Consider the following 21,780-nt stretch of genomic DNA (forward strand, 5'->3'; position numbering starts at 1 on the left):
TTAAATTAACGATAGTTTATGGGGAATATGCAATAAGTGATAACTTTAAAGAGGAGATAAGATGGTAAAAGTAGCAAAATTTGGTGGTAGTTCGGTAGCTAGCGCTGAACAGTTTAAAAAGGTTAAAAATATAGTAGGATTAGATGATGCACGCCGTTTTGTAGTAGTAAGTGCGGTAGGAAAGGCAAATAAAGAAGATAATAAAGTTACAGATTTATTATATCTTTGCTATGCACATACAAAATATAATATTAACTTCGATAATATTTTCAAGATGATAGAAGATAAGTTTATAGGCATTAAAGAAGAGCTAGGACTTAATTTTGATATAGAAGGAGAACTAGCGAAGTTAAAATCAGAAATTGGTAAAGGTATTGATGAAGAGTATTTGGTTAGCCGTGGAGAGTATTTGACAGGGCTCCTAATGGCTGAATACTTGGATTATCATTTTGTTGATGCAAAAGATTTAATTTTCTACAATTATCAAGGTGAGATTGATTTTCCAAAAACACAAGAGGCATTTGATAAAATTGTTAGGGAGTACGACAGAGTTCTTATTCCAGGGTTTTATGGTAGTCTTCCAAATGGAGAAGTGAAGATAATGACACGTGGTGGGGGAGATGTTAGTGGAGCTATTATAGCAAATATTGCCAATGCAAAAGTTTATGAAAATTGGACAGATGTTTCTGGTATTTTGATGGCAGATCCTCGTATTATTTCTAATCCACATGAAATCAAGGTGATTAGTTATTCAGAACTTCGCGAATTATCATATATGGGAGCAAGCGTGCTACATGAAGAAGCAATTTTCCCGGTTCGTGATAAAGATATTCCTATCCAAATTAAAAATACAAATGCCCCTCATGTTGAAGGAACAATTATTAGTGATAACAAACAAATCGGAGATAAACAGATTGTTACGGGAATTGCAGGGAAAAAAGATTTTTCAATTATAACAATTAAAAAGCATCATATGGCTAATGAAGTGGGCTTAATCGCGAGAACGTTGAAAATCTTTGAAGACTTTAATGTTAGTATTGAGCATATTCCAAGTGGAATAGATTCATTCTCGGTTGTAGTAGAGACTAGTAATATACGTCCGTTTATCTATGAGCTTGTTGCAAAAATAAAAAGTGTTATAAAACCTGATGAAATAAATGTTACCCATGATATTTCGTTAATTGCGACAGTAGGGGAAAATATGAAAAACTCTAAAGGATTATCTGGGCGTTTATTTAAAGCATTAGGAGAAGCGGGTGTAAATATCGCACTAATTTCACAAACTAACGATGAGATTAATATTATTGTCGGCGTTCATAATAGTGACTATGAAAAAACAATAAATACTATATATCAAGAATTTAAGTAAACTTTTAAACTTTCTAACTAGATTTAGTTGGGAAGTTTTTTTAGAACATGATATAATGAAAAAGTAAAGATTATTAAGAACTCTATTAAATTTTGTGAGGAAGATTTTATGAAAATATTACAAATACTTTGTCATCCGGATTATGATAATAACAATAGAATAGCTAATTTATTAGCAAATCTTGGAGAAAAAGAACTTAGAAAAAATAATTTTACGAATATTGAAGCTTTAAACTTATACAATCCAGAATGCTATATTCCTATAATGGATAAAAATATGTTTAATTATGATGGCAAGGAGCTAACTAAAGGCGAGCAACAGGACAAACTTCGTCAAAAGGAACTGCTTAAACAGTGGAAAAATGCGGAAGCTATTTTTATTTATATGCCGCTTCATAATTTTAATGTAGTGTCGAAATTTAAAGATTATATTGATAATATTATGATAGTTAATGAAACTTTTAAATGCGAAATAGAAACAATGTTAGGTCTAGATAATCCTGATAAGCAGGTGACGTTTGTTTTAACTAGTGGAGGGGAATTTGATAGTCATATACAATATGTTAATCTAGATTTTACAGTTCAATATGTTCGTGGAATATTAAGCCTTTTAGGTATTGAAAAAATGAAGTTAATTCGTGTTCAAGGTCTGGACTTAGCGCATAATAACAAAGATGCAATAGTAGAGAAATCAAAAGAAGAACTAAAATCTTGGATAGCTGAATTTTCAAAGAAAAATAATTAGATTTGATTTGGGATAAACTATTAAAAAATTATGATTAGTAATTTTATATTCTATTAATGGAGGGTAAATGTATCGAAGAATATAAGAATAAATAAAAATATAGTCAAAGTTTTATAGATAAAATAAAAAACATTCTTTCTTTATAAGAGAAAGAGTGTTTTTACTTAGTTCTTTATGTCAAACTCGAGTTGCTTTTCATGTATTGATAGTATTTTAAATTGTCCATTAGTCAAATTTGCAATCCAACTTTGGAAAGATTCATAATCTTCTTCCATAACGTAAATAGTATAAATTATTTTGTCGGTATATTCTAAATTATTTACGATAAAATTTGTTTTTTCTATTTCATATTCTATTTTTCCATTAAGGCTATAGTCTAATTCTAATCTTATTTCAAGAGCGTCCTTACGTTCGACTAACGTTGCATTTTTTAAGGCGTTAATAACTCCACCGCCGTAAGCACGAACTAGCCCACCTGTTCCAAGTTTAGTACCACCAAAATATCTAATAACAGTAGCACAAACATTTTTTATTTCATTTTTAACAAGAACATCAAGCATCGGAGCCCCTGCAGTCCCGCTAGGTTCACCATCGTCGTTAGCGCGTGTTATTTCATTATTATCACCAACAACATAACAAGAACAAACATGAGTAGCGTCATAATGTTTCTTTTTCATTTTTTGTATAAATTCTCTGGCTTCTTCTTCATTAGTTACTCTGACAAGATGTGTTATAAAAGTAGATTTCTTTTCTACAAATTCATCACAACTATCTTCTTTTATAGTGATAAATTTTTTCATTATAAAACCTCCTTGGATTTTATTTCCAGTTATAATTATTATATATGATTTATAAAAAGTCAATAAATTACTAAAACTCAGAGAAAAGTTTATTTCTCTGAGTTAAGTTATATTATTGTTGTTTGTTATTTGATGAATTATCCGATGGACGATTTTCATTACTTACTGTGATGTCATTTTTCAAATCTTCTTTTGTTAATTGATCAGGTAAGTTAGCTAATAAGTCTGCTGGCTCCATGGCAACGAGATTAACGGCTGGGAATCTTGTTGCAGGTAGAAGATTATTTATTCTATATGTTTTCAATCCTATATTAATATGTCCTTGATAGTAAATATTAAGTAAATCTGTTGCTTTAGGTAATTCTAAGTCTAAATTACTTCTTAATGCAGAAGACACATATAGAAGTGATAATGGTTTAGGATAATAGTAGTAAACACCACCATACATAACATCATATCCATTAATTCTATGTGATACTATTTCAATATTCTCGTTAATAAACATTTTTATTGCAGTAGAGATTTGTGTAGTAGTAAGATTATGCTCTACATTATCTCCAGCAATATTTATAACATCATTAATTTTTGATAAGGCGTTTAAACTCTTAGCTTTGTCGATAAGGGCGTGAATAACTTGTAGCTGACGTTGTCCGCGTTCTATATCACTGTCATAATATCTACTACGAGCAAAGGCTAAGGCTTGTTCACCATTTAATGTATGCCAACCTTTAGTAAGTTTTACAGTATGCATTTCACCGTTAGCATTTTGTTCATTCATATCAAAAGGTACATAAAGATCAATACCACCAAAAGCATTAACAGTTTGTTCAAATGCTTTAAAGTTAATTAACACGTAGAAATTAATCGGTGTATTAAGTAGATTTTCAACAGCATTTACCGTACCTTTTACATCATTGTAAGAATGAGCATGAGTAATCTTATCATAGAAATAAGCATTGTTTTTATTGTCATCAGCTTTTTCACGCATAAGTGTAAGTGAATCACGAGGGATACTAACCATATCCATGCGTTTTTTTTCTTTATTTATTGTTGCAAGAATAATCGAGTCTGTTCGACTATCTTGACGTGTTTGTCCTTCAGCTTTACGTTGATCATTCTCATCAATTCCCAGAATTAAAATAGAGAATTTTTTGAAATTTGGATCTACTTCTGCAAGGTAATCAGTTTCTTTATATCCTTTTTTAGCAGAAGATGAAAAATTATATAGTGTATATCCTGCAAAAGCGATAGTCCCTAAAAGGACAAATCCTAAAACTGATAACAGAATAGTTTTAAGTGTACTTCTATTTTTATTATTATTATTGTTGTTATTTCGTTGAGAGCGACCGCTATGAGGATATCGAGAGCGGCTTACTCTGTTTCTTCTTGACATTCTTTCGTCCATAATATTTTAAACCTCATTTGTAAAAACATTTAACTTTTCCATTATACTATATATTTTTCTTTTATGCTAGAAAAAACATTAATAATAAAATAAAATTTAATGAAAATTAGAGGAGAATAAAGAAAAATTTTTGAAATTTTCATATATATATATTAAAATATAATTAATAGCTTTTAAAAATAGGAGTATATTATGCCAGAATTACCAGAGGTTGAAAATATAAAATTAGGGCTTGTAGACCAAGTTTTAAACAAAAAAATAGTAGGAGTAAGTTATTCAGAAATAGTAAAATTAGGACATAGTCAAAATAAAATGACTATAGTAAAGCAAGAGTTAGAATATTTTGCTAATAATGTTATAAATAAAAATATAGAGGGATTAACTCGTAGAGGGAAATATCTATATTTTATATTAAATAATGGTTATATTATTACGCATTTCGGTATGACGGGAGCATTTTTTGTAGTAAAAGATATTGCAGAAATTACAAATAAAAACTACTATAATCATCGCCATATTATTTTTGAATTAGATACTAAAGAAAAATTGGTTTACAGTGATATACGCCGTTTTGGAGAATTACGATATATAGATGAAATAAATAAGTTTAAGCCATTTATTGACTTAGCACCAGAACCTTTTTCACAGACTGCAAAAAGTTATTTTTTAGAAAAACTAGAATTACCTAAGTATAAAGATCAACCTATAAAGGCATTGTTACTGGAAGGAAATGTATTTTGTGGTTGTGGAAATATTTATGATTGCGAAGTTTTATATCGTCAAAAGATTCATCCGTTAACTAAGGCCTCTGAGCTTACGAAAAAACAAAAAGAAAAACTTTTTGATGAATTGGTAAATATATTAACTTTTGCGATAGAGCAAGGAGGTTCCACTATTTCAGATTTTGTCCATTCTGATGGTGGTGAAGGAAATATGCAAAACTTTCATCAAATCTATGGTAAAAAAACTTGTCCTTTAGGGCACAAGACCGATAACGTTGTTATAAAAACACGTGCTAGTCATTTTTGTCCGATTTGTCAAAAGAGAAAATAAGATAAGAAGGGGGGATTGTATGGAAAATACAATTGAATTTTTGAAAAAGTATATAAGTATAATTATAGGATCATTAATTTTTGCAGCGGGATTAGAATTTTTCCTAATTCCAAACAATATTCTTGATGGTGGGGTAATCGGTATTTCTATTATTGCTCGCCATTATTTAGGATTGCCATTAGGGATATTTATCTTTATTCTAAATATTCCATTTTTATATTTAGGATATAAGCAAATAGGTAAGGGATTTGCTGTTGCTTCTATATTTGGTATTTTGGTATTATCTCTTGCTACAGTATGGCTTCATGATAGTACACCACTTGTAACTGATCCGTTTTTAGCGTGTATTTTTGGTGGAATTATTTTAGGAGTTGGAGTAGGACTTGTTATAAGAAATGGTGGAACTCTTGATGGAAGTGAAGCTTTTTCTATTTACGCAACGAAAAAACTACCAATTTCAGTAGGTGAGATGGTTCTTGGGATAAATGTTGTAATTTTTATCGTATCTGGATTTATCTTCACATGGGAAGCAGCGCTTTATTCTATGATAAGTTATTTTATCGCTTCTAAAGTAATGGATATCGTTATTGAAGGACTTAATGATTCTAAATCTGTTATGATTATTTCAAGTAATTATCAAGTAATAAGTCAAGAAATTCAGGACAGATTGGGAAGAGGGGTAACACTTCTTCATGGAGAAGGGGGTTATTCAGGGCACGAAACTAAAATAGTTTTCTGTGTTATTACTCGTATAGAAGAATCAAAACTAAAGAAAATTGTATTCAAAAATGATAGAAGTGCTTTTCTATCAATTGGAACAGTTAGTGAAGTAAGTGGTGGAAACTTTAAGAAAAAAGATATTCACTAGAAAAAAAATATCCTCACAGAATTATTCTGCGAGGTCTTTTTTTATAGTATTATAGTATAAAAGAGAGAAAAGTTATGGAAGAGCTATACAATTATTTAAGCAAAGCAGATAAGGTATATTTAGTAGAGAGAAGGAAAAAAGCTTCTATGGTGGTATATACTATTAGAGATAATAATGTTTTTGTTTATATTTGGAAAATGCAGGAAAGAGATACTGCATACTTGTTATTTGGCTAAGTTTAAAAATTGTTGGGAAATAATAGTTTGTAAAAAAGGTAAGGAGATAGAATTAATAAAACTTAAAGATAAATTTGAGCTGAAAAATAAATTTGTGTGTGATGGCCATCCATATAGTCTTTATCAAGAAATCACCTACAATTTACTAGATTATTTAATACATTCATGCTAGTATAAGCAAAAATTTTTTAAATATGTTATAATAGACTGATGAATTTTTTTAAAAGGATACAAAAATGAAGATTAAAGAAATAATCGTCGTGGAAGGACGCGATGATACGAATAGGGTTAAAGAAGCCGTTGATTGTGATACATTTGAAACTAATGGTTCTGCCTTAACAAAGAAAAAAATTGAAAGATTAATTTATTTAGAAAAGACACGAGGGATAATTGTTTTAACAGATCCTGATTATGCTGGGAAAAGAATAAGAAATATTATTGAAAAAAATATCCCGACTGTAAAACATGCTTATATTTCTAATAAAAAAGCTGTCGATAGTAAAGGGAAAATCGGGATTGAAGCAGCTAGTAAAGAAGACATTATTAAAGCATTAGAAAATTATTATACTCCAATGATAGAGGTTAAAAATGATATAACTAATGACTTATTGTTAGAGTTAGGTTTAGTCGGTGGCAATACTTCAAAAATTTTAAGAGAAGAGCTTTGTGAAAGATTAAATATAGGCTATACTAATGCTAAACAGTTGCTAAATAAATTGAATATGTACAATATAAGCCGTGAACGCTTATTAGATGAAATGAATAAAATAAATAAAGGACATAAGAGATGATAGGAACACCTAAAAAAACTTTTGAAATACTAAAAAAACATGGATTTACTTTTAAGAAAAGTTTAGGACAAAACTTTTTAATAGACTCAAATATTTTGAATAGAATAGTAGATGGTGCCGGTGTAGATAAAACAGTTGGTGTTATTGAGATTGGACCTGGTATTGGTTCACTAACAGAAGCACTTGCTAAAAAAGCTAAAAAAGTTATTTCGTTTGAAATAGATGGAAGATTATTACCGATTTTAGCAGAGACACTAGCGGATTATAATAATGTTGAAATTATTAATAACGATATATTAAAGGTTGATGTAGATAATATTATTGCTGAAAAAATGAGTGATTGCGACAAAATTATGGTAGTGGCTAACTTGCCATATTATATTACGACACCGATACTTACTCATTTGATAGAAAATACCGAGAAAATAGACGGTTATGTTGTAATGATGCAACGAGAAGTAGCTAATAGGTTAAATGCAAAAGTAGGAACAAAAGACTACAATTCATTGACTATTTTATTAAATTATTATACGGATGTAGAATATTTATTTACTGTACCAAAAAAAGTTTTTGTGCCAGCACCAAATGTAGAAAGTGCTGTTGTGAAAATTATGACAAAGGAGAAAAAAGAATTTGAAGTAGATCAAAAATTCTTTAAATTTGTTCGATCATGTTTTGTTCAAAGAAGAAAAACTTTACTTAATAATCTTATCTCAAGCTATGGAAAAGATAAAAAGCAAGATCTTCAAGCGTCGTGTTTTGATAGTGAAATAGAAGCTACACGTAGAAGTGAAACTTTAACATTAACAGAGTTTTATAATTTGTATAATAATCTAAAGAATAATAATTTAATTTAGTAAAAGGGGAAAATCATGGAAGAATTAAAAAGAATAATAACAGAATTCAGAGCTAAACGTGATTGGGGAGAGTACGATACTTTGGAAAGATTTTCTAAAAGCATCTCAATAGAAGCGGCAGAATTATTAGAACATTTTCAATGGGATGAAAGTGGAGATAATATGCAGGAGATAAAAGATGAGCTTGCAGATGTACTGATTTATTCATTAGCAATGTGTTATCATCTTGGAGAAGACCCTAAAGAAATTATAAAAGAAAAGCTAAAAGACGTTGCTCGTCGTTATCCAGAAAAAAGATAATATAAAAAGGAAATCTTAATTTTTTAAGATTTCCTTTTTATATTATCTAGTAGTTTTTGGTTTTAATACTTTAATATTTTTTTCTTTATAAAACATTGCATAAAGTACTGTAACACCGACTGTTAAAACAGCACAAAGAATATAAATTCCGCTATAAGATAAAATGCCGTGTAAGGTTCCTAATGCATAAGGACCAAATCCTAAGCCTAAATCAAGTCCGATAAAGTAGGTAGATAGTGCGATACCTACTTTTTCAGGCTCTACAAGTTTTAAACAAACAGCTTGACCATTTGACATAAATGTACCATAACCAAGACCGATTAAGGCACCAGAGAATAATAACATGAAGCTACCGTTAGTGAAACTTAACATTAGCAAACCTAAAGTTAAAAATATAAAACTAGGATACATTACGGCATTTTCTCCACGTGCATCAAATATACGTCCAGCAAAAGGACGAGTTACTGTAATAATAAGAGCATATACTACAAAGAAGAATGCTCCCGCTGTAGCAAGACCTAGGCTGTCAGCGTAAATAGATAAGAATCCAAGAACACTAGAATATGCAAGACCAATAAGGAAAGCTACTGTTGAAATAAATAAAACTTTGTATTCAATAAATGTATTCAATGACCAACTATTTAGAAGTTGTTTTTGTTTGTCAGTTAATTCGATATTTTGAACAGGGAATAAGAAACAAGCTATGGCTACAGCAACTGATAACACTATTGCTAAAATAATTACTGCGTTAAATCCAGTAATAGGAAGAAGTAACATCCCGATAAATGGACCTATAGCAGCAGCTAAACTTGTACTTAAACCGTAATAGTTAATTCCTTCACCATTGCGTGATTTTGGAATATAAGTTGTTACAATTGCGTTTGCTGCAGTAGAAATAGTTCCGTATGCAAAACCATTTAAAAATCTAACAGTGTCTAAAATAATAATATTAGCTGAAATTAAATATGCAGCTGTTGTAAGTAAATAAATTACTGCTCCAAAACGTAAAATTTGTTTGCGTCCAATTAATTCTAATTTTTTTCCGATATAAAGACGAGCAATAAGAGTACCAATAATATAAATACCTGCGGCAAATCCGGCTTGTGCAGCGGTAGCACCAAGTTCGCTTGTTGCAAATTTTGCTGTAATGACAACGAAGCAGTAATATATTAAAAATACTATAAAGTTAATTGTAGTTATTGTAATAAAACCTGAGTTAAATAATTTTTCTTCTTTTTTGAGGTCTGAATGACTATCCATAAGAATCTCCTAACATAAATTTAAATTATATATTATTATGATACTCCTATGAAAATACATTTTCAAGTGAAAATTTTTCAATAAATGATATATTTTCAATTTTATTTTCAAAATTAAATAAAATAGATATACTCATATTAAAGGTTAAAATATCAGTATTTTTATTATCTTTTTAAAATTAAATTTTTTTAAAATAGCTTTATGAGAAAAATGAAAACGAATTATTTTCATGTGTTGGAAATAGTAAGATAATGATTAATAAATATCTATAATAAAAATAAGAAAGAGCCTAATATATTTTTAATTATTTTTTCTATATAATAAAGGCTATAGTTCAAGCAACCATGCTAATAAAAATTAAATTGTCAGAATTTTCTTTTCTTTTGTAAAAAAATATCTTGACAATAAAAAAAATAGTTGCTATAATTGTACTCAAGTAATAAAAGTAAAGGAGAACAAATTCATGAAACTGTATCAAGTTGACACATTACAACTGAATATTCGTTGGCAAAGCCACTAGATACGGAGTCGATCTTGTTCTTTTAGCATAGATACGACTTCAAGAAGTTAGTATCTATGTGGATTATTTGTGATGATTAAGAAATGACCACATGGAGTTATCTAGGTGGTCTTTTATATTTATTTTATTATAATTTAAATTTAAAAATTTAAGACCACTAGAGATAAAACTAGTGGTTTTTTTATATTATAGATACGCTTCTAAAATTATTAGTGATTATTATCAATTAAACAAATAAATGTATATATATTAAGGAGATTTTAAAATGAAAATTAATAAAATTTTTATCAGTTTTATAGTATTATTAGTATGTGTTTTAGGGTATGGATTATATTCAAGTAATAAAGGTGAAGAAAAGAATGTAGAAGAAAAGAAAGTTAAAGTTGGTGTTTTACAATTACTTAGCCATCCAGCACTAGATCAAATCTATAAAGGGTTAGAAGATGGATTGGCTAAAGAAGGATATATAGTTGGGAAAAACTTACAGCTAGATCTTCAAAATGCTCAAGGAGACCAAAGTAACCTTGTAAGTATGGGGCAAAAGTTGGTAAGTGATAATAACAATCTTTTAGTTGGAATTACTACGCCAGCAACATTATCATTATCAAATGCGACAAAAGATAAACCAATAATTATGGCGGGAATCACTTATCCTGTAGAAGCAGGGTTGATTAAAAGTGAAAATAACCCAGGAAATAATATTACAGGGGTGAGCGATAGAACACCGATTAAGCAACAACTTGAAGTTATGAAACAAATTTTACCAAAAATGAAAAAAGTAGGTATTCTTTATACAGCAAGTGAAGACAATTCTGTAAAACAAGCACAAGAAGCTGAGAAGCTAGCAAAAGAATTAGGATTAGAAGTGAAAGTTTCAACAGTGGCGAACACTAATGATATTCAACAAGTTACTGAGACTCTTGCAGCAGAAACTGATGCAATATTTGTGCCAATTGATAACACAATTGCTAGCGCAATGGCTACCGTTGTAAAAGTAACTGATGCGAAAAAAGTTCCGGTATTCCCGTCTTCTGATACAATGGTTGCAGATGGTGGATTACTTGGAATAGGAGTAGATCAATATAAAATAGGAATTGAAACTGCAAAAGTAATAACTAAAGTATTAAAAGGTGCAGATACTAAAACAATGCCGATTGTTCTTGCTAATGAAGGGGTTATCTATCTAAATGAAGCAAAAGCAAAACAATTAGGAATAGAAATTCCGCAAGATATTAAAGATAAAGCAAAAGTAGTAGATAAAAAATAATTTTCTTGATATTATTATGAATGATAATTAAAAATTATTATTTTGCAGTAATGCAAAAAGTAATAAAAGAGGTGTTTTATGGATTTGATTATTTCGGCAATAGCCCAAGGTATGCTTTGGGGATTATTGTCATTAGGGTTATTTATAAGTTTTAGAGTGCTAAATATAGCAGATATGACAACAGAGGGTGCTTACCCGTTAGGAGCAGGTGTCTGTGTTATATGCATTCACAATGGAATTAATCCAATTCTTGCAACAATAATAGCTATCGTTGCAGGAATGATGGCAGGATTAGTTACAGGTTTTTTAATCACTATTTGCAAAATTCCAAGTTTATTAGCAGGTATTTTGACAATGACAGCATTATTATCTGTTAACTTAAGAATTATGGGAAGGCCTAATTTAAGTTTATTGAATAAGGAGACTATTTTCAGCAAATTTCAAAGCCTAAATTTACCTAATCATTACAATACTGTATTATTAGGGTTTGTACTTTCAGTGATTATTATTGCACTAATGTCGTTATTTTTCTCTACAGAGCTTGGTCAAAGTTTAATAGCTACAGGAGACAATCAGAAAATGGCAACGGCACTTGGTATTTCAACAAAAGCTATGACTATTTTAGGTCTTATGCTTGCGAATGGAATTATTTCACTAGCTGGAGCTATTTTGGCACAAAATAACGGCTATTCTGATGTGAATAGTGGTATTGGTGTTATTGTAGTAGCACTGGCAGCGATTATTATAGGTGAAGTTATTTTTAAAGATATGAGTTTTACTCAGCGTCTAGTTTGTGTAATTTTTGGCGCGATTATTTACCGTTTACTACTAGTAGGAGTACTGAAATTGAACATTATTGGTGCAAATGATTTTAAATTAGTATCTGCATTAGTTATTGCGTTGTTCTTAACATTACCACAGCTGAAACTTAGAACTAAGAGAAAGGGTGTAAAGTAGATGACCTTTATAGAAATAAAAAATTTAGATAAAACTTTTTTTTCCGGAACGAATAGAGAACAATATGCTCTAAAGAATGTTAGTTTGGATATTAAGGATGGCGATTTTATTACTATTCTTGGAGGAAATGGAGCGGGTAAATCTACTTTTCTAAATGCGCTTGCGGGTTCTTTTTCTCTAGATAATGGTGAGATTTTAATTGAGAGAAAAGATGTTAGTAATATTGTTGAGCATAAGAGAGCGGAATTTATAAGTCGTGTCTTTCAAAATCCTTTAGATGGGACAGCACCGCGTATGACCGTCGCTCAAAATATGTCATTAGCACTACGTCGTGGGAAAAGTCGAGGTTTTAAACTAGGAACTACAAAAGAAGATAGAAAACTTTTTAAAGAATTACTTGCAACATTAGATTTAGGGCTAGAGGATAGACTCGATAGCGAGATGGGACTATTATCAGGTGGACAGCGTCAAGCAATTGCACTTCTTATGGCAACGATGACTACTCCAAAACTTTTGCTTCTTGATGAGCATACTGCAGCATTAGATCCAAAAACGCAGAAAAAAATTATGGAGTTAACTCGAGAAAAGATTGAAGAAAAAAATCTAACAGCGTTAATGATTACTCATAATATTCAAGATGCCGTAAAATATGGTAATAGAATCATTATTCTTCATCGAGGTCAACTAGTTCGAGATATAAGTCGTGAAGAAAAAGAAAAGTTAAATGCTAAAGAATTATACGAGTTATTGTATAATTTAGAAGAAAGTGAATAAAATAAAGATCAGTTTTGATACAAGTCAAAACTGATTTTTTTTCTAAGTAAAAGATCGTTCATGTTATATCTATTTATAGTTTATATAATTTGCTATAAAACATTTTATATTTATATATATCTTGAGTAAAATAAAATAGAATTTTAGTGCTAGGAGAGAATTACGAAAATACTTGTTGTTGAAGATGAAAAAGATTTGAATAGAGTAATAACAAAACATTTGAAAAAGAATAATTATAGTGTTGATAGTTGCTTTGATGGGGAAGAAGCATTAGATTACATTTCATATGGAGAGTATGATTTGATTATAACTGATATTATGATGCCAAAGATAGATGGTTATGGGTTTATAAAACAGTTACGAAATGACAAGAATTCAACACTGGTAATAATGCTTACAGCAAAAGATAGTTTAGATGATAAAATTTTAGGTCTAGATAGTGGTGCTGATGATTATATTGTAAAACCATTTGAATTTGATGAACTTTTAGCACATATAAGAGTACTTATACGTAGAAATTATGGGTTTGCAACAAATATTATTCAAGTAGATGATGTTGTTTTAGATATTTCTAAAAAGCAGGTAACGCGATCTGGTGAAAGTATAGTTTTAACAGGAAAAGTCTTGAAAGTGAAAATTGATAGCTAATATTTTAATAATAAAGGTCTATTGAAGAGAAAATTTCAATAGACCTTTTTATCATTTATTTTTCTGATTATAAATATAATATATAATACAACCTCCAAGGATAATATAAAGTGTAACATTAGGATTAGCTAGATAAAAAATCATAGCTTTGTATGAAATACGCATTAATATTCCTTGGATAATAGAAGGGGCAAATAAAATAATAAATATAATAGAATTCTTTATATTTTTTGTGATAAGGATTAATCCTATTAAAATTCCGACTAAAAGAATAATAGCTAAATATTTATTGATTACAACATTTAATGATGTCGGAAATTTTATCGGATTAAAATAAATTAATAGGGCGATGAGCATAACTATAAGCGTTATAATTGTATTTTTAGTTCGTTCATCAAGCTTACTTTTATTTGTGTATAAAAAGATGTAGCTAAGGTAAAATCCACCGTATACTAAAAGACCAATAGCACCTGCTTCTGCCAAGTTTAAAATAGCTAGAGGATTAGTTAAAATTGGTCCTAAATAGAATAGTATATAAATAATATTGGCGATTAAAAAATTTCTTTTCAATATAGACATATAAGCTCCTTATAATTTTATTTTAGTATAGTGGCTAGGCCGTAAGATAAGAAAGAGAAAATAGTTATTAGAATGATTATAACTACAGCACTAGAATTAAAAACATAAATTAGTGGTATTGATAAAATAATGCTAAAAATAGGGATATATACTTTTCTTTCTACAAAGTAGGATATTAACATGGTAATTGAAAAAGCCGAAAAAATATAAAAAAGCATCAAAATAAATCCTGCTTTACCAGTGTCTCCTGAATAAAATTTTAGAAAAATTAAGGGTATAATATAGTACAAAATACTTGTTAAAATAAATGTGGTGAGTAGACTTTTTTTGTTCATAATAATAACTCCATAAATATAGTATGCTATTTATTGTAATATTTTCTGATTAGTAAGTCTAGTAATATAGAAAAAAATTATAAAAAAATATTTTTTATACCCCAAAAACATTTTTAGATAACGCTTGTTAAAATGAAATAATTAGAGTAAAATAAATATAATAAAATAAAGAAGGAGACTATAAAATTATGTCAAAAGTTCATGTATTTGATCACCCATTGATTCAACATAAATTATCTTTCATAAGAGATAAAAAGACAGGATCAAAAGACTTTAGACAGCTAACTAATGAAGTGGGTTCACTTATGGCTTATGAAATCACGAGAGACTTACCATTAGAAGATGTTCAAGTAGAAACACCAATTCAAACGACTACATGTAAACGTCTAGCTGGGAAAAAAGTTGTTTTTGTCCCTATTTTAAGAGCTGGACTAGGAATGGTAGATGGATTAATGAATTTAATTCCATCAGCAAGAGTAGGACATGTAGGGTTATACCGTGATCCAGAAACTCTTCAACCACATGAGTATTTTGTGAAAATACCTAGCAATCCAGAGGAAAGATTATTTATTGTTGTAGATCCGATGTTAGCGACAGGAGGATCAGCTATTGCTGCAATAGATTCTTTAAAACAACGAGGAGTAACAGATATTAAGTTCATGTGTTTAATAGCGGCTCCAGAAGGAGTAGATGCGTTACATACTGCTCATCCAGATGTTGATATATATATTGCAGGATTAGATGAGAAACTTAATAATCATGGATACATTGTGCCTGGATTAGGGGATGCAGGAGATCGAATCTTTGGAACTAAGTAAAATAAAAACATTTTCATAAATTTGTAGAAAATTTTAGAAATAACTAGAAAATCACTAAAAAAAGTAATATAATGTAAGGTAGATATTTCTAAATTTTATGATAATACAGATTTTTGAAGTATTTATAAACACTATCTTACGAGAAGAGGTGAGAAACACAAATGGAAAATCATACATATCTGATTTCCAAACTATTTGGATATGATATAACGGTAAATATTCCTAGTGTAATAACAACACTAATAACGGTTGTTTTAACTTTTATTTTTGTTATGTTTATTACTAGTAGAATAAAACTAAGACCTGATAGTAAACGACAAAATATGGCAGAATTGCTTGCGTTTTTTGTTAGTGACAATATTATAAAAGGTAATGTTGACTGGAAAAAATATGGTAAAGGGCTATGGGCTACCGCTTTAACACTTATATCATTTATAGCTATTGCAAATACTATAGGCGTACTTATAGAAGTAAGTTATGATGGGGTGGTTTATGTAAACTCTATAACGGCTGATCCAACATTTACTTTCACGTTAGCAGTCTTAGTTATTGTATTTACTCACTATGCTGGGCTTAAGTATAAAGGACCTAAGCATTATGTAGGAACTTATACTTCTTCGGGTATAGGTATTGCACCGTTTAAAATTATTGAAGAATTTACAAACCTGTTAACACTGTCAATGCGTTTATTCGGTAATATTTATGCAGGTGAAGTACTGTTAGCACTTCTAGCAACATTAGCTACAGCAGGTGTCTTTGGTGCTATTACAGGTATTGCAGGTTTAGTAGTATGGAAAGGATTCTCACTATTTATAGGGTTTATCCAAGCATACATCTTTACAATATTATCATTTATTTATTTATCACATAAAATTAATGATGAACATTAATTTATACAAACAATACACTTTATTAAGTGCAAATTAAAAAAATTAATAAAATTCATTTATTACCTAAGGAGGAAAATATAATTATGGTACAATTAATTGGAGCAGGATTAGCAGCAGGATTAGCAGCGATTGGAGCAGGTATTGGTAACGGATATTTATTCGGTAAGTTTATGGAAGGTGTATCTCGCCAGCCAGAAGTTGAACCTAAACTAAAATCTAATGCATTCGTAATGTTCGCACTTGTTGAAGCGGTGCCTATCTTAGCGATAGTTATAGCATTCATTATTTTAGCAAAATAATTTAGTTTAATACTGTAATAAAATAACTACGAAGAATAGGAGCAGTTAGTAAATGGAAAATTTAGTATTTTTAGCTACTGAACACGCTTCTCATCAAGGTTTTAATCTAGGAAATATGGCTATTAACTTAATAGCTGTAATAATCTTATTAGTATTACTGAAAAAATTTGCTTGGGATAAACTTATTGATATGTTAGATGAGCGTCAAAGGTTAGTCGAAGGGCAACTTGATGATGCTGCTAAAAATCAAAAAGAAGCATTAGTTTTACTTGAAGAAAATCAAGAAAAATTAAAAAATGCTCAAAAAGAAATTAAAGTTATGATGGAAGATGCTCGTGAACAATCGAAAATTGAAAAACAAGCTATTCTTGATGAAGCTCGCAAACAAGCAGAACAATTAAAAGTAAATGCTCAAAGAGATATTGAGGATGAGAAGAAAAAAGCACTTGAAGAAATCAACAAACAAATTGCTGAATTATCAGTGCTTGTAGCTTCGAAAATTTTAGAAAAAGAATTAGATGGCTCAGCACATAGTGAATATGTGGATAAAGTTATCGAAGAGGTAGGGGTGAAATAATGAGTAAATCAGTATTAGCTAATAAAATTGGATATTCATTATTTGAAGTTGCAAAAGAAAATAATTCTTTGGAACAAGTTTCTTACGAGTTGAATGAAGTTGCAAAAGTAATTAATGAAAACTCTAATTTTGTTACATTGATGAACAACCCTAATATAGAAAAAATAAAGAAAATTAACTTGATTGATGCTTCATTTTCAGGTGTTAATAAATACGTTGTTAATGTAGTAAAGATATTAGCAGGTAATCTGCAAATCTCATTAATAAATTTTGTTTTAGAGCAATTTACTGAATTATTTAATAGATATTCAAATAGCGTTGTTGTAAAAGTTGAATCAGCTTCGCCATTAACTGAATTACAGTTAGAAAATCTAAAAGAAAAACTTAAGAATGAGTTACAACTAGAAAAAGTAGAACTTAATAACTTTGTAGATGAAAGTCTTCTTGGTGGCTTTAAACTAACTTATAATAATAAGGTAGTTGATGCAAGCATCAAGGCAAAATTAAGTGCTATAAAGGCAAAAATTTCTACAATCTAGAAGAAGTTGAAACAAGGAGGGACATAAATGGCTATTAAAGCTGAAGAAATTAGTTCATTACTAAAATCACAAATAGAAAATTATCAGTTTGAAGTTAAGTCAACAGATGTCGGTACAGTTATAGAAGTAGGGGACGGTATTGCTCGTGTATACGGTCTTAATGAAATAATGAGTGGTGAGTTAGTTGAGTTCACTAAAACAGGGGTTATGGGACTTGCTCAAAACCTTGAAGACACTAATGTTGGTATCGTAATTTTAGGTCCAACTACTGATATTAAAGAAGGTGACGAAGTGCGCCGTACAGGACGCGTTATGGACGTTCCTGTTGGAGAAGAATTAATTGGACGTGTAGTTGATCCATTAGGACAACCTGTAGATGGTCGCGGACCAATTAATACTACAAAACGTCGTCCAATCGAATCTCCTGCAGTTGGAGTTATGGGACGTAAATCAGTATCTGTTCCATTCCAAACAGGGATTAAAGCAATTGATGCTTTAGTACCAATCGGGCGTGGTCAACGTGAGCTTATTATCGGAGATAGACAAACTGGTAAAACAGCTGTTGCTATTGACTCGATTTTAGCACAAAAAGGACAAGATGTAATTTGTATTTATGTGGCAATAGGACAAAAAGAATCTACAGTACGTAGTGTTGTAGAAACATTAAAAGAACATGGTGCATTAGATTATACAATCGTAGTTACTGCATCAGCGTCTCAACCAGCTCCACTTTTATATATTGCACCTTATGCAGGGGTTGCTATGGCAGAGGAATTCATGTTTAATGGCAAAGATGTAGTAATCGTTTATGATGACTTATCAAAACAAGCAGCAGCTTATCGTGAATTGTCATTATTACTAAAACGTCCACCGGGTCGTGAAGCATATCCAGGGGATGTATTCTATCTACACAGTCGTTTATTAGAACGTGCAGCTCGTGTTAATGAAGATTTTGGAGGAGGAAGTATTACGGCACTACCTTTCGTAGAAACACAAGCCGGAGATATTTCAGCGTATATTCCAACAAACGTAATTTCAATTACAGATGGACAAATCTTCTTACAATCAGATTTATTCTTCTCAGGTATTAGACCAGCGATTAATGCCGGGTTATCAGTATCTAGGGTAGGAGGATCTGCACAAATTAAAGCTATGAAAAAAGTTTCAGGGACACTTCGTCTTGACTTGGCATCTTACCGTGAGTTAGAAAGCTTTGCACAATTCGGATCAGACTTAGATCCAGCAACACGTGAAAAATTAGAACGTGGTAAACGTACAGTTGAAGTTCTAAAACAAGACTTACATAAACCAATTCCAGTAGAAAAACAAGTAATGATTCTTTATGCTTTAACTCATGGATTCTTAGATGACGTTGAAGTGAAAGATATTCATAGATTTGAACAAGAATTATACGCATATTTAGATGCACATGAAACAGAAGCAGTTAAGCATATAATTGAAACAAAAGACTTACCAGCGACAGAAGTTATGGATGGAGTAATAGCTGCATTCAAAAAAACTTTTGCCTAGTATGATAAGTAGAGTAAAGGTGGTGAACTAATTGGCGTCACTTAGAGATATTAAAAATAAAATCAATTCTACGAAAAAAACTAGTCATATAACTAAAGCGATGGAGATGGTATCAACATCAAAACTTTTAAAAGCACAGACTAATACCCAAAAATTTAGTCCTTATATGCGAAAAATGCAAGAAGTTATGGGAACTATTTTTGGTGGGAATGCTAATATAAAACATCCTATGTTAGAAAAAAGAGAAGCTAAGAAAACTCTTTATGTAGTAATTACTAGTGATAGTGGTTTATGTGGAGGTTTTAATTCTAATATTATTAGAAATTTTGTTAACACTGTTAGTACCCGTCACAAAGATAGCGATTATGGTATAGTTGCTATTGGTAATTACGGTGCAGAGTTCTTTAGAAAAAATGGCTATAACGTAATTGATAGTTATAGAGATATACCAGATGAGCCAAGTTTCACGCAGGTTAAAGAAATAACTAACAAGATAGTGGGATATTATATAGATAAAGAATACGATAAAATTTATATACATTACAATCACTTTGTTAGTATGATTCAACAAGTTGTAACGGAAAGCCAAGTGCTTCCAGTTGAGAACACAGAAGAATTTACAAATTCAGAAACAAAAGTGCTTGGTGCTTATGAGTTTGAACCTGGTGAGGCAGCTGTACTAGATGTCTTGCTACCTCAATATGCAGAAAGTATGATTTATGGAAGTATATTGGATAGTAAAGCTAGTGAGCATTCTGCAAGAAAAACAGCGATGAAAAATTCGACTGATAACGCAGGAAATATTATTGATACACTTACGATTAAATACAATCGTGCAAGACAAGCTGCAATTACACAAGAAATCACTGAGATTGTAAGTGGAGCGGCAGCTACAAAATAGTAAATAAGAAAGGAGAAGCTATTAAGTTAGCAAACAACATATGAATAAAGGTTATATTCTCCAAGTTATGGGACCTGTAGTAGACGTTAAATTCGAATCAGGGCATATGCCTAATCTACTAAACGCTTTAGAAGTTTATATAGAAAAAGGCGATGGAAAAAAAGAAAAATTAGTTCTTGAAGTTTCTCTTGAAATCGGGGATAATGTCGTAAGGACTATTGCGATGTCATCTACTGATGGATTAAACAGAGGGGCAGAAGTAGTTGATACTGGAGCGCCAATTACAGTGCCAGTAGGTAACTATACATTAGGACGTGTGTTCAACGTATTAGGTGAAGCAGTTGACCACGGAGAAGAAGCTGGAGCAGAAGTTCAAAAAGAATCTATTCATAAAGAAGCTCCAACTTTCGAAGAATTATCAACACATGTTGAGGTATTAGAAACAGGTATTAAAGTTATCGACCTTCTTGCACCATATATTAAAGGTGGTAAGATTGGACTATTCGGTGGTGCTGGAGTTGGGAAAACAGTTCTTATCCAAGAACTTATTAACAACGTAGCACAACAACACGGAGGACTTTCAGTATTTACTGGGGTAGGTGAGCGTACTCGTGAGGGTAACGACTTGTACTATGAAATGAAAGACTCTGGAGTTATTAATAAAACTGCCATGGTATTTGGTCAAATGAATGAGCCACCAGGTGCACGTATGCGTGTTGCCTTAACAGGATTAACAATGGCAGAGTATTTCCGTGATGAAGAAGGACAAGACGTACTATTATTTATCGATAATATCTTCCGTTTCACACAAGCAGGGTCTGAGGTATCTGCATTATTAGGGCGTATGCCTTCAGCCGTTGGATATCAACCAACTCTTGCAACAGAAATGGGACGTCTTCAAGAACGTATTACATCAACTAAAAAAGGTTCTGTTACATCTATCCAAGCGATTTACGTACCAGCCGATGACTATACTGACCCGGCGCCAGCGACAACATTCGCTCACTTAGATGCGACAACAAACCTTGAACGTGCGTTAACAGAGATGGGTATTTATCCAGCTGTTGACCCACTAGCTTCTACTTCAAGAGCATTAGCTCCTGAAATCGTAGGAGAAGAGCACTACAAAGTTGCGACAACAATTCAAAGAACTCTTCAAAAATATCGTGAGTTACAAGATATCATTGCTATCCTAGGTATGGATGAGCTTAGTGATGAAGATAAGAAAACAGTTGATAGAGCACGTCGTGTTCAATTCTTCTTATCACAAAACTTCCACGTTGCAGAGCAATTTACAGGACAACCTGGTTCTTACGTTCCAGTATCAGAATCAGTAGAGGCATTTAAAGGAATTTTAGATGGTAAATATGACCACATTCCAGAAGATTGCTTCCGTCTTGTAGGTGGAATTGAAGATGTATTAGAAAAAGCTCGTAAACTGGGAGTAGAAGTATAATACAATA

24 protein-coding genes are annotated in these 21,780 nt (G+C 30.9%); 20 read left to right on the plus strand and 4 right to left on the minus strand.

Annotated elements, in window-relative coordinates; genetic code table 11:
* The first annotated feature begins 61 nt into the window (after nucleotides 1-61).
* Together O3802_RS04520 and O3802_RS04525 are read left to right on the plus strand one after the other, a co-directional pair.
* Complete coding sequence (locus O3802_RS04520) at nucleotides 62-1,369, plus strand: aspartate kinase (RefSeq protein WP_276766975.1); 1,308 nt, start codon at nucleotides 62-64, stop codon at nucleotides 1,367-1,369.
* 108 nt (nucleotides 1,370-1,477) lie between these two features.
* Nucleotides 1,478-2,113 carry an NAD(P)H-dependent oxidoreductase gene (locus O3802_RS04525; protein WP_371458481.1) on the plus strand — a complete coding sequence of 212 codons (636 nt, stop codon included), beginning with the start codon at nucleotides 1,478-1,480 and terminating at the stop codon, nucleotides 2,111-2,113.
* Between the two features lie 164 nt (nucleotides 2,114-2,277).
* On the opposite strand, the gene O3802_RS04530 is transcribed toward O3802_RS04525, so the two are convergent.
* Both O3802_RS04530 and O3802_RS04535 read right to left on the minus strand, forming a co-directional pair.
* A complete protein-coding gene (locus O3802_RS04530) occupies nucleotides 2,278-2,913 on the minus strand; it encodes a YigZ family protein (RefSeq protein WP_371458482.1) in 636 nt (211 codons plus the stop codon).
* Nucleotides 2,914-3,025: 112 nt separating this feature from the next.
* A complete protein-coding gene (locus tag O3802_RS04535; protein ID WP_371458483.1) occupies nucleotides 3,026-4,318 on the minus strand; it encodes an LCP family protein in 1,293 nt (430 codons plus the stop codon).
* Nucleotides 4,319-4,510: 192 nt separating this feature from the next.
* Between O3802_RS04535 and mutM the strand changes: the two genes are divergently transcribed.
* From mutM to O3802_RS04565, 6 genes are all read left to right on the plus strand, one after another.
* Nucleotides 4,511-5,371: a bifunctional DNA-formamidopyrimidine glycosylase/DNA-(apurinic or apyrimidinic site) lyase gene (mutM, locus tag O3802_RS04540; protein WP_371458484.1), complete on the plus strand. Its 861-nt coding sequence runs from the start codon at nucleotides 4,511-4,513 to the stop codon at nucleotides 5,369-5,371.
* A gap of 19 nt (nucleotides 5,372-5,390) precedes the next feature.
* Nucleotides 5,391-6,239, plus strand: a complete 849-nt coding sequence (locus O3802_RS04545; protein ID WP_371458485.1) for a YitT family protein — start codon at nucleotides 5,391-5,393, stop codon at nucleotides 6,237-6,239.
* Between the two features lie 74 nt (nucleotides 6,240-6,313).
* A complete protein-coding gene (locus O3802_RS04550; protein WP_371458486.1) occupies nucleotides 6,314-6,475 on the plus strand; it encodes a hypothetical protein in 162 nt (53 codons plus the stop codon).
* 236 nt (nucleotides 6,476-6,711) lie between these two features.
* Nucleotides 6,712-7,266 carry a ribonuclease M5 gene (gene rnmV / locus O3802_RS04555; RefSeq protein ID WP_371458487.1) on the plus strand — a complete coding sequence of 185 codons (555 nt, stop codon included), beginning with the start codon at nucleotides 6,712-6,714 and terminating at the stop codon, nucleotides 7,264-7,266.
* On the plus strand, nucleotides 7,263-8,123 hold the full coding sequence (rsmA, locus tag O3802_RS04560) for a 16S rRNA (adenine(1518)-N(6)/adenine(1519)-N(6))-dimethyltransferase RsmA (RefSeq protein WP_276766992.1): 861 nt from the start codon (nucleotides 7,263-7,265) through the stop codon (nucleotides 8,121-8,123). Before rnmV ends, rsmA begins: the two co-directional genes overlap by 4 nt.
* Before the next feature lie 15 nt (nucleotides 8,124-8,138).
* Nucleotides 8,139-8,423, plus strand: coding sequence for a nucleotide pyrophosphohydrolase (locus O3802_RS04565; RefSeq protein WP_004633160.1), 285 nt, complete (start codon nucleotides 8,139-8,141; stop codon nucleotides 8,421-8,423).
* Between the two features lie 42 nt (nucleotides 8,424-8,465).
* Here the strand turns inward: O3802_RS04565 and O3802_RS04570 are convergent, their stop codons facing one another.
* Complete coding sequence (locus O3802_RS04570; RefSeq protein ID WP_371458488.1) at nucleotides 8,466-9,683, minus strand: MFS transporter; 1,218 nt, start codon at nucleotides 9,681-9,683, stop codon at nucleotides 8,466-8,468.
* Between the two features lie 785 nt (nucleotides 9,684-10,468).
* Between O3802_RS04570 and trpX the strand changes: the two genes are divergently transcribed.
* From trpX to O3802_RS04590, 4 genes are all read left to right on the plus strand, one after another.
* Nucleotides 10,469-11,470: a tryptophan ABC transporter substrate-binding protein gene (trpX, locus tag O3802_RS04575; protein ID WP_371458489.1), complete on the plus strand. Its 1,002-nt coding sequence runs from the start codon at nucleotides 10,469-10,471 to the stop codon at nucleotides 11,468-11,470.
* A 78-nt stretch (nucleotides 11,471-11,548) separates the two neighbouring features.
* Entirely contained in the window at nucleotides 11,549-12,427 is an 879-nt protein-coding gene (locus O3802_RS04580; RefSeq protein ID WP_371458490.1) for an ABC transporter permease, read from the plus strand.
* Nucleotides 12,428-13,201, plus strand: a complete 774-nt coding sequence (locus tag O3802_RS04585; RefSeq protein WP_371458491.1) for an ABC transporter ATP-binding protein — start codon at nucleotides 12,428-12,430, stop codon at nucleotides 13,199-13,201.
* A gap of 168 nt (nucleotides 13,202-13,369) precedes the next feature.
* Complete coding sequence (locus tag O3802_RS04590) at nucleotides 13,370-13,849, plus strand: response regulator transcription factor (protein ID WP_371458590.1); 480 nt, start codon at nucleotides 13,370-13,372, stop codon at nucleotides 13,847-13,849.
* Between the two features lie 51 nt (nucleotides 13,850-13,900).
* On the opposite strand, the gene O3802_RS04595 is transcribed toward O3802_RS04590, so the two are convergent.
* Complete coding sequence (locus O3802_RS04595) at nucleotides 13,901-14,428, minus strand: hypothetical protein (protein WP_371458492.1); 528 nt, start codon at nucleotides 14,426-14,428, stop codon at nucleotides 13,901-13,903.
* A 523-nt stretch (nucleotides 14,429-14,951) separates the two neighbouring features.
* Between O3802_RS04595 and upp the strand changes: the two genes are divergently transcribed.
* From upp to atpD, 8 genes are all read left to right on the plus strand, one after another.
* Nucleotides 14,952-15,581, plus strand: a complete 630-nt coding sequence (upp, locus tag O3802_RS04600; RefSeq protein ID WP_371458493.1) for a uracil phosphoribosyltransferase — start codon at nucleotides 14,952-14,954, stop codon at nucleotides 15,579-15,581.
* A gap of 161 nt (nucleotides 15,582-15,742) precedes the next feature.
* Entirely contained in the window at nucleotides 15,743-16,471 is a 729-nt protein-coding gene (atpB, locus tag O3802_RS04605; RefSeq protein ID WP_371458494.1) for a F0F1 ATP synthase subunit A, read from the plus strand.
* Between the two features lie 83 nt (nucleotides 16,472-16,554).
* Nucleotides 16,555-16,770 carry a F0F1 ATP synthase subunit C gene (gene atpE, locus O3802_RS04610; RefSeq protein WP_371458495.1) on the plus strand — a complete coding sequence of 72 codons (216 nt, stop codon included), beginning with the start codon at nucleotides 16,555-16,557 and terminating at the stop codon, nucleotides 16,768-16,770.
* A 52-nt stretch (nucleotides 16,771-16,822) separates the two neighbouring features.
* Entirely contained in the window at nucleotides 16,823-17,347 is a 525-nt protein-coding gene (gene atpF, locus O3802_RS04615) for a F0F1 ATP synthase subunit B (protein ID WP_004633129.1), read from the plus strand.
* Entirely contained in the window at nucleotides 17,347-17,886 is a 540-nt protein-coding gene (gene atpH, locus O3802_RS04620) for an ATP synthase F1 subunit delta (protein ID WP_371458496.1), read from the plus strand. The genes atpF and atpH overlap by 1 nt, the downstream gene beginning before the upstream one ends.
* Nucleotides 17,887-17,913: 27 nt before the next feature.
* On the plus strand, nucleotides 17,914-19,416 hold the full coding sequence (atpA, locus tag O3802_RS04625; RefSeq protein WP_004633126.1) for a F0F1 ATP synthase subunit alpha: 1,503 nt from the start codon (nucleotides 17,914-17,916) through the stop codon (nucleotides 19,414-19,416).
* 31 nt (nucleotides 19,417-19,447) lie between these two features.
* Nucleotides 19,448-20,317, plus strand: coding sequence for an ATP synthase F1 subunit gamma (atpG, locus tag O3802_RS04630; RefSeq protein WP_004633125.1), 870 nt, complete (start codon nucleotides 19,448-19,450; stop codon nucleotides 20,315-20,317).
* A gap of 40 nt (nucleotides 20,318-20,357) precedes the next feature.
* Nucleotides 20,358-21,773, plus strand: coding sequence for a F0F1 ATP synthase subunit beta (gene atpD, locus O3802_RS04635; protein WP_004633124.1), 1,416 nt, complete (start codon nucleotides 20,358-20,360; stop codon nucleotides 21,771-21,773).
* Nucleotides 21,774-21,780 lie beyond the last annotated feature (7 nt).

Origin of the sequence: Gemella sp. 27098_8_92 (genome assembly GCF_041433685.1) — a bacterium.
Lineage (GTDB): Bacteria > Bacillota > Bacilli > Staphylococcales > Gemellaceae > Gemella.

Bases quoted from the DNA above. Each gene is read 5' to 3' on its own strand.
- O3802_RS04520 (WP_276766975.1), top strand. From the start codon at position 62: ATGGTAAAAGTAGCAAAATTTGGTGGTAGTTCGGTAGCTAGCGCTGAA.
- O3802_RS04525 (WP_371458481.1), top strand. From the start codon at position 1,478: ATGAAAATATTACAAATACTTTGTCATCCGGATTATGATAATAACAAT.
- O3802_RS04530 (WP_371458482.1), bottom strand. From the start codon at position 2,913: ATGAAAAAATTTATCACTATAAAAGAAGATAGTTGTGATGAATTTGTA.
- O3802_RS04535 (WP_371458483.1), bottom strand. From the start codon at position 4,318: ATGGACGAAAGAATGTCAAGAAGAAACAGAGTAAGCCGCTCTCGATAT.
- mutM (WP_371458484.1), top strand. From the start codon at position 4,511: ATGCCAGAATTACCAGAGGTTGAAAATATAAAATTAGGGCTTGTAGAC.
- O3802_RS04545 (WP_371458485.1), top strand. From the start codon at position 5,391: ATGGAAAATACAATTGAATTTTTGAAAAAGTATATAAGTATAATTATA.
- O3802_RS04550 (WP_371458486.1), top strand. From the start codon at position 6,314: ATGGAAGAGCTATACAATTATTTAAGCAAAGCAGATAAGGTATATTTA.
- rnmV (WP_371458487.1), top strand. From the start codon at position 6,712: ATGAAGATTAAAGAAATAATCGTCGTGGAAGGACGCGATGATACGAAT.
- rsmA (WP_276766992.1), top strand. From the start codon at position 7,263: ATGATAGGAACACCTAAAAAAACTTTTGAAATACTAAAAAAACATGGA.
- O3802_RS04565 (WP_004633160.1), top strand. From the start codon at position 8,139: ATGGAAGAATTAAAAAGAATAATAACAGAATTCAGAGCTAAACGTGAT.
- O3802_RS04570 (WP_371458488.1), bottom strand. From the start codon at position 9,683: ATGGATAGTCATTCAGACCTCAAAAAAGAAGAAAAATTATTTAACTCA.
- trpX (WP_371458489.1), top strand. From the start codon at position 10,469: ATGAAAATTAATAAAATTTTTATCAGTTTTATAGTATTATTAGTATGT.
- O3802_RS04580 (WP_371458490.1), top strand. From the start codon at position 11,549: ATGGATTTGATTATTTCGGCAATAGCCCAAGGTATGCTTTGGGGATTA.
- O3802_RS04585 (WP_371458491.1), top strand. From the start codon at position 12,428: ATGACCTTTATAGAAATAAAAAATTTAGATAAAACTTTTTTTTCCGGA.
- O3802_RS04595 (WP_371458492.1), bottom strand. From the start codon at position 14,428: ATGTCTATATTGAAAAGAAATTTTTTAATCGCCAATATTATTTATATA.
- upp (WP_371458493.1), top strand. From the start codon at position 14,952: ATGTCAAAAGTTCATGTATTTGATCACCCATTGATTCAACATAAATTA.
- atpB (WP_371458494.1), top strand. From the start codon at position 15,743: ATGGAAAATCATACATATCTGATTTCCAAACTATTTGGATATGATATA.
- atpE (WP_371458495.1), top strand. From the start codon at position 16,555: ATGGTACAATTAATTGGAGCAGGATTAGCAGCAGGATTAGCAGCGATT.
- atpF (WP_004633129.1), top strand. From the start codon at position 16,823: ATGGAAAATTTAGTATTTTTAGCTACTGAACACGCTTCTCATCAAGGT.
- atpH (WP_371458496.1), top strand. From the start codon at position 17,347: ATGAGTAAATCAGTATTAGCTAATAAAATTGGATATTCATTATTTGAA.
- atpA (WP_004633126.1), top strand. From the start codon at position 17,914: ATGGCTATTAAAGCTGAAGAAATTAGTTCATTACTAAAATCACAAATA.
- atpD (WP_004633124.1), top strand. From the start codon at position 20,358: ATGAATAAAGGTTATATTCTCCAAGTTATGGGACCTGTAGTAGACGTT.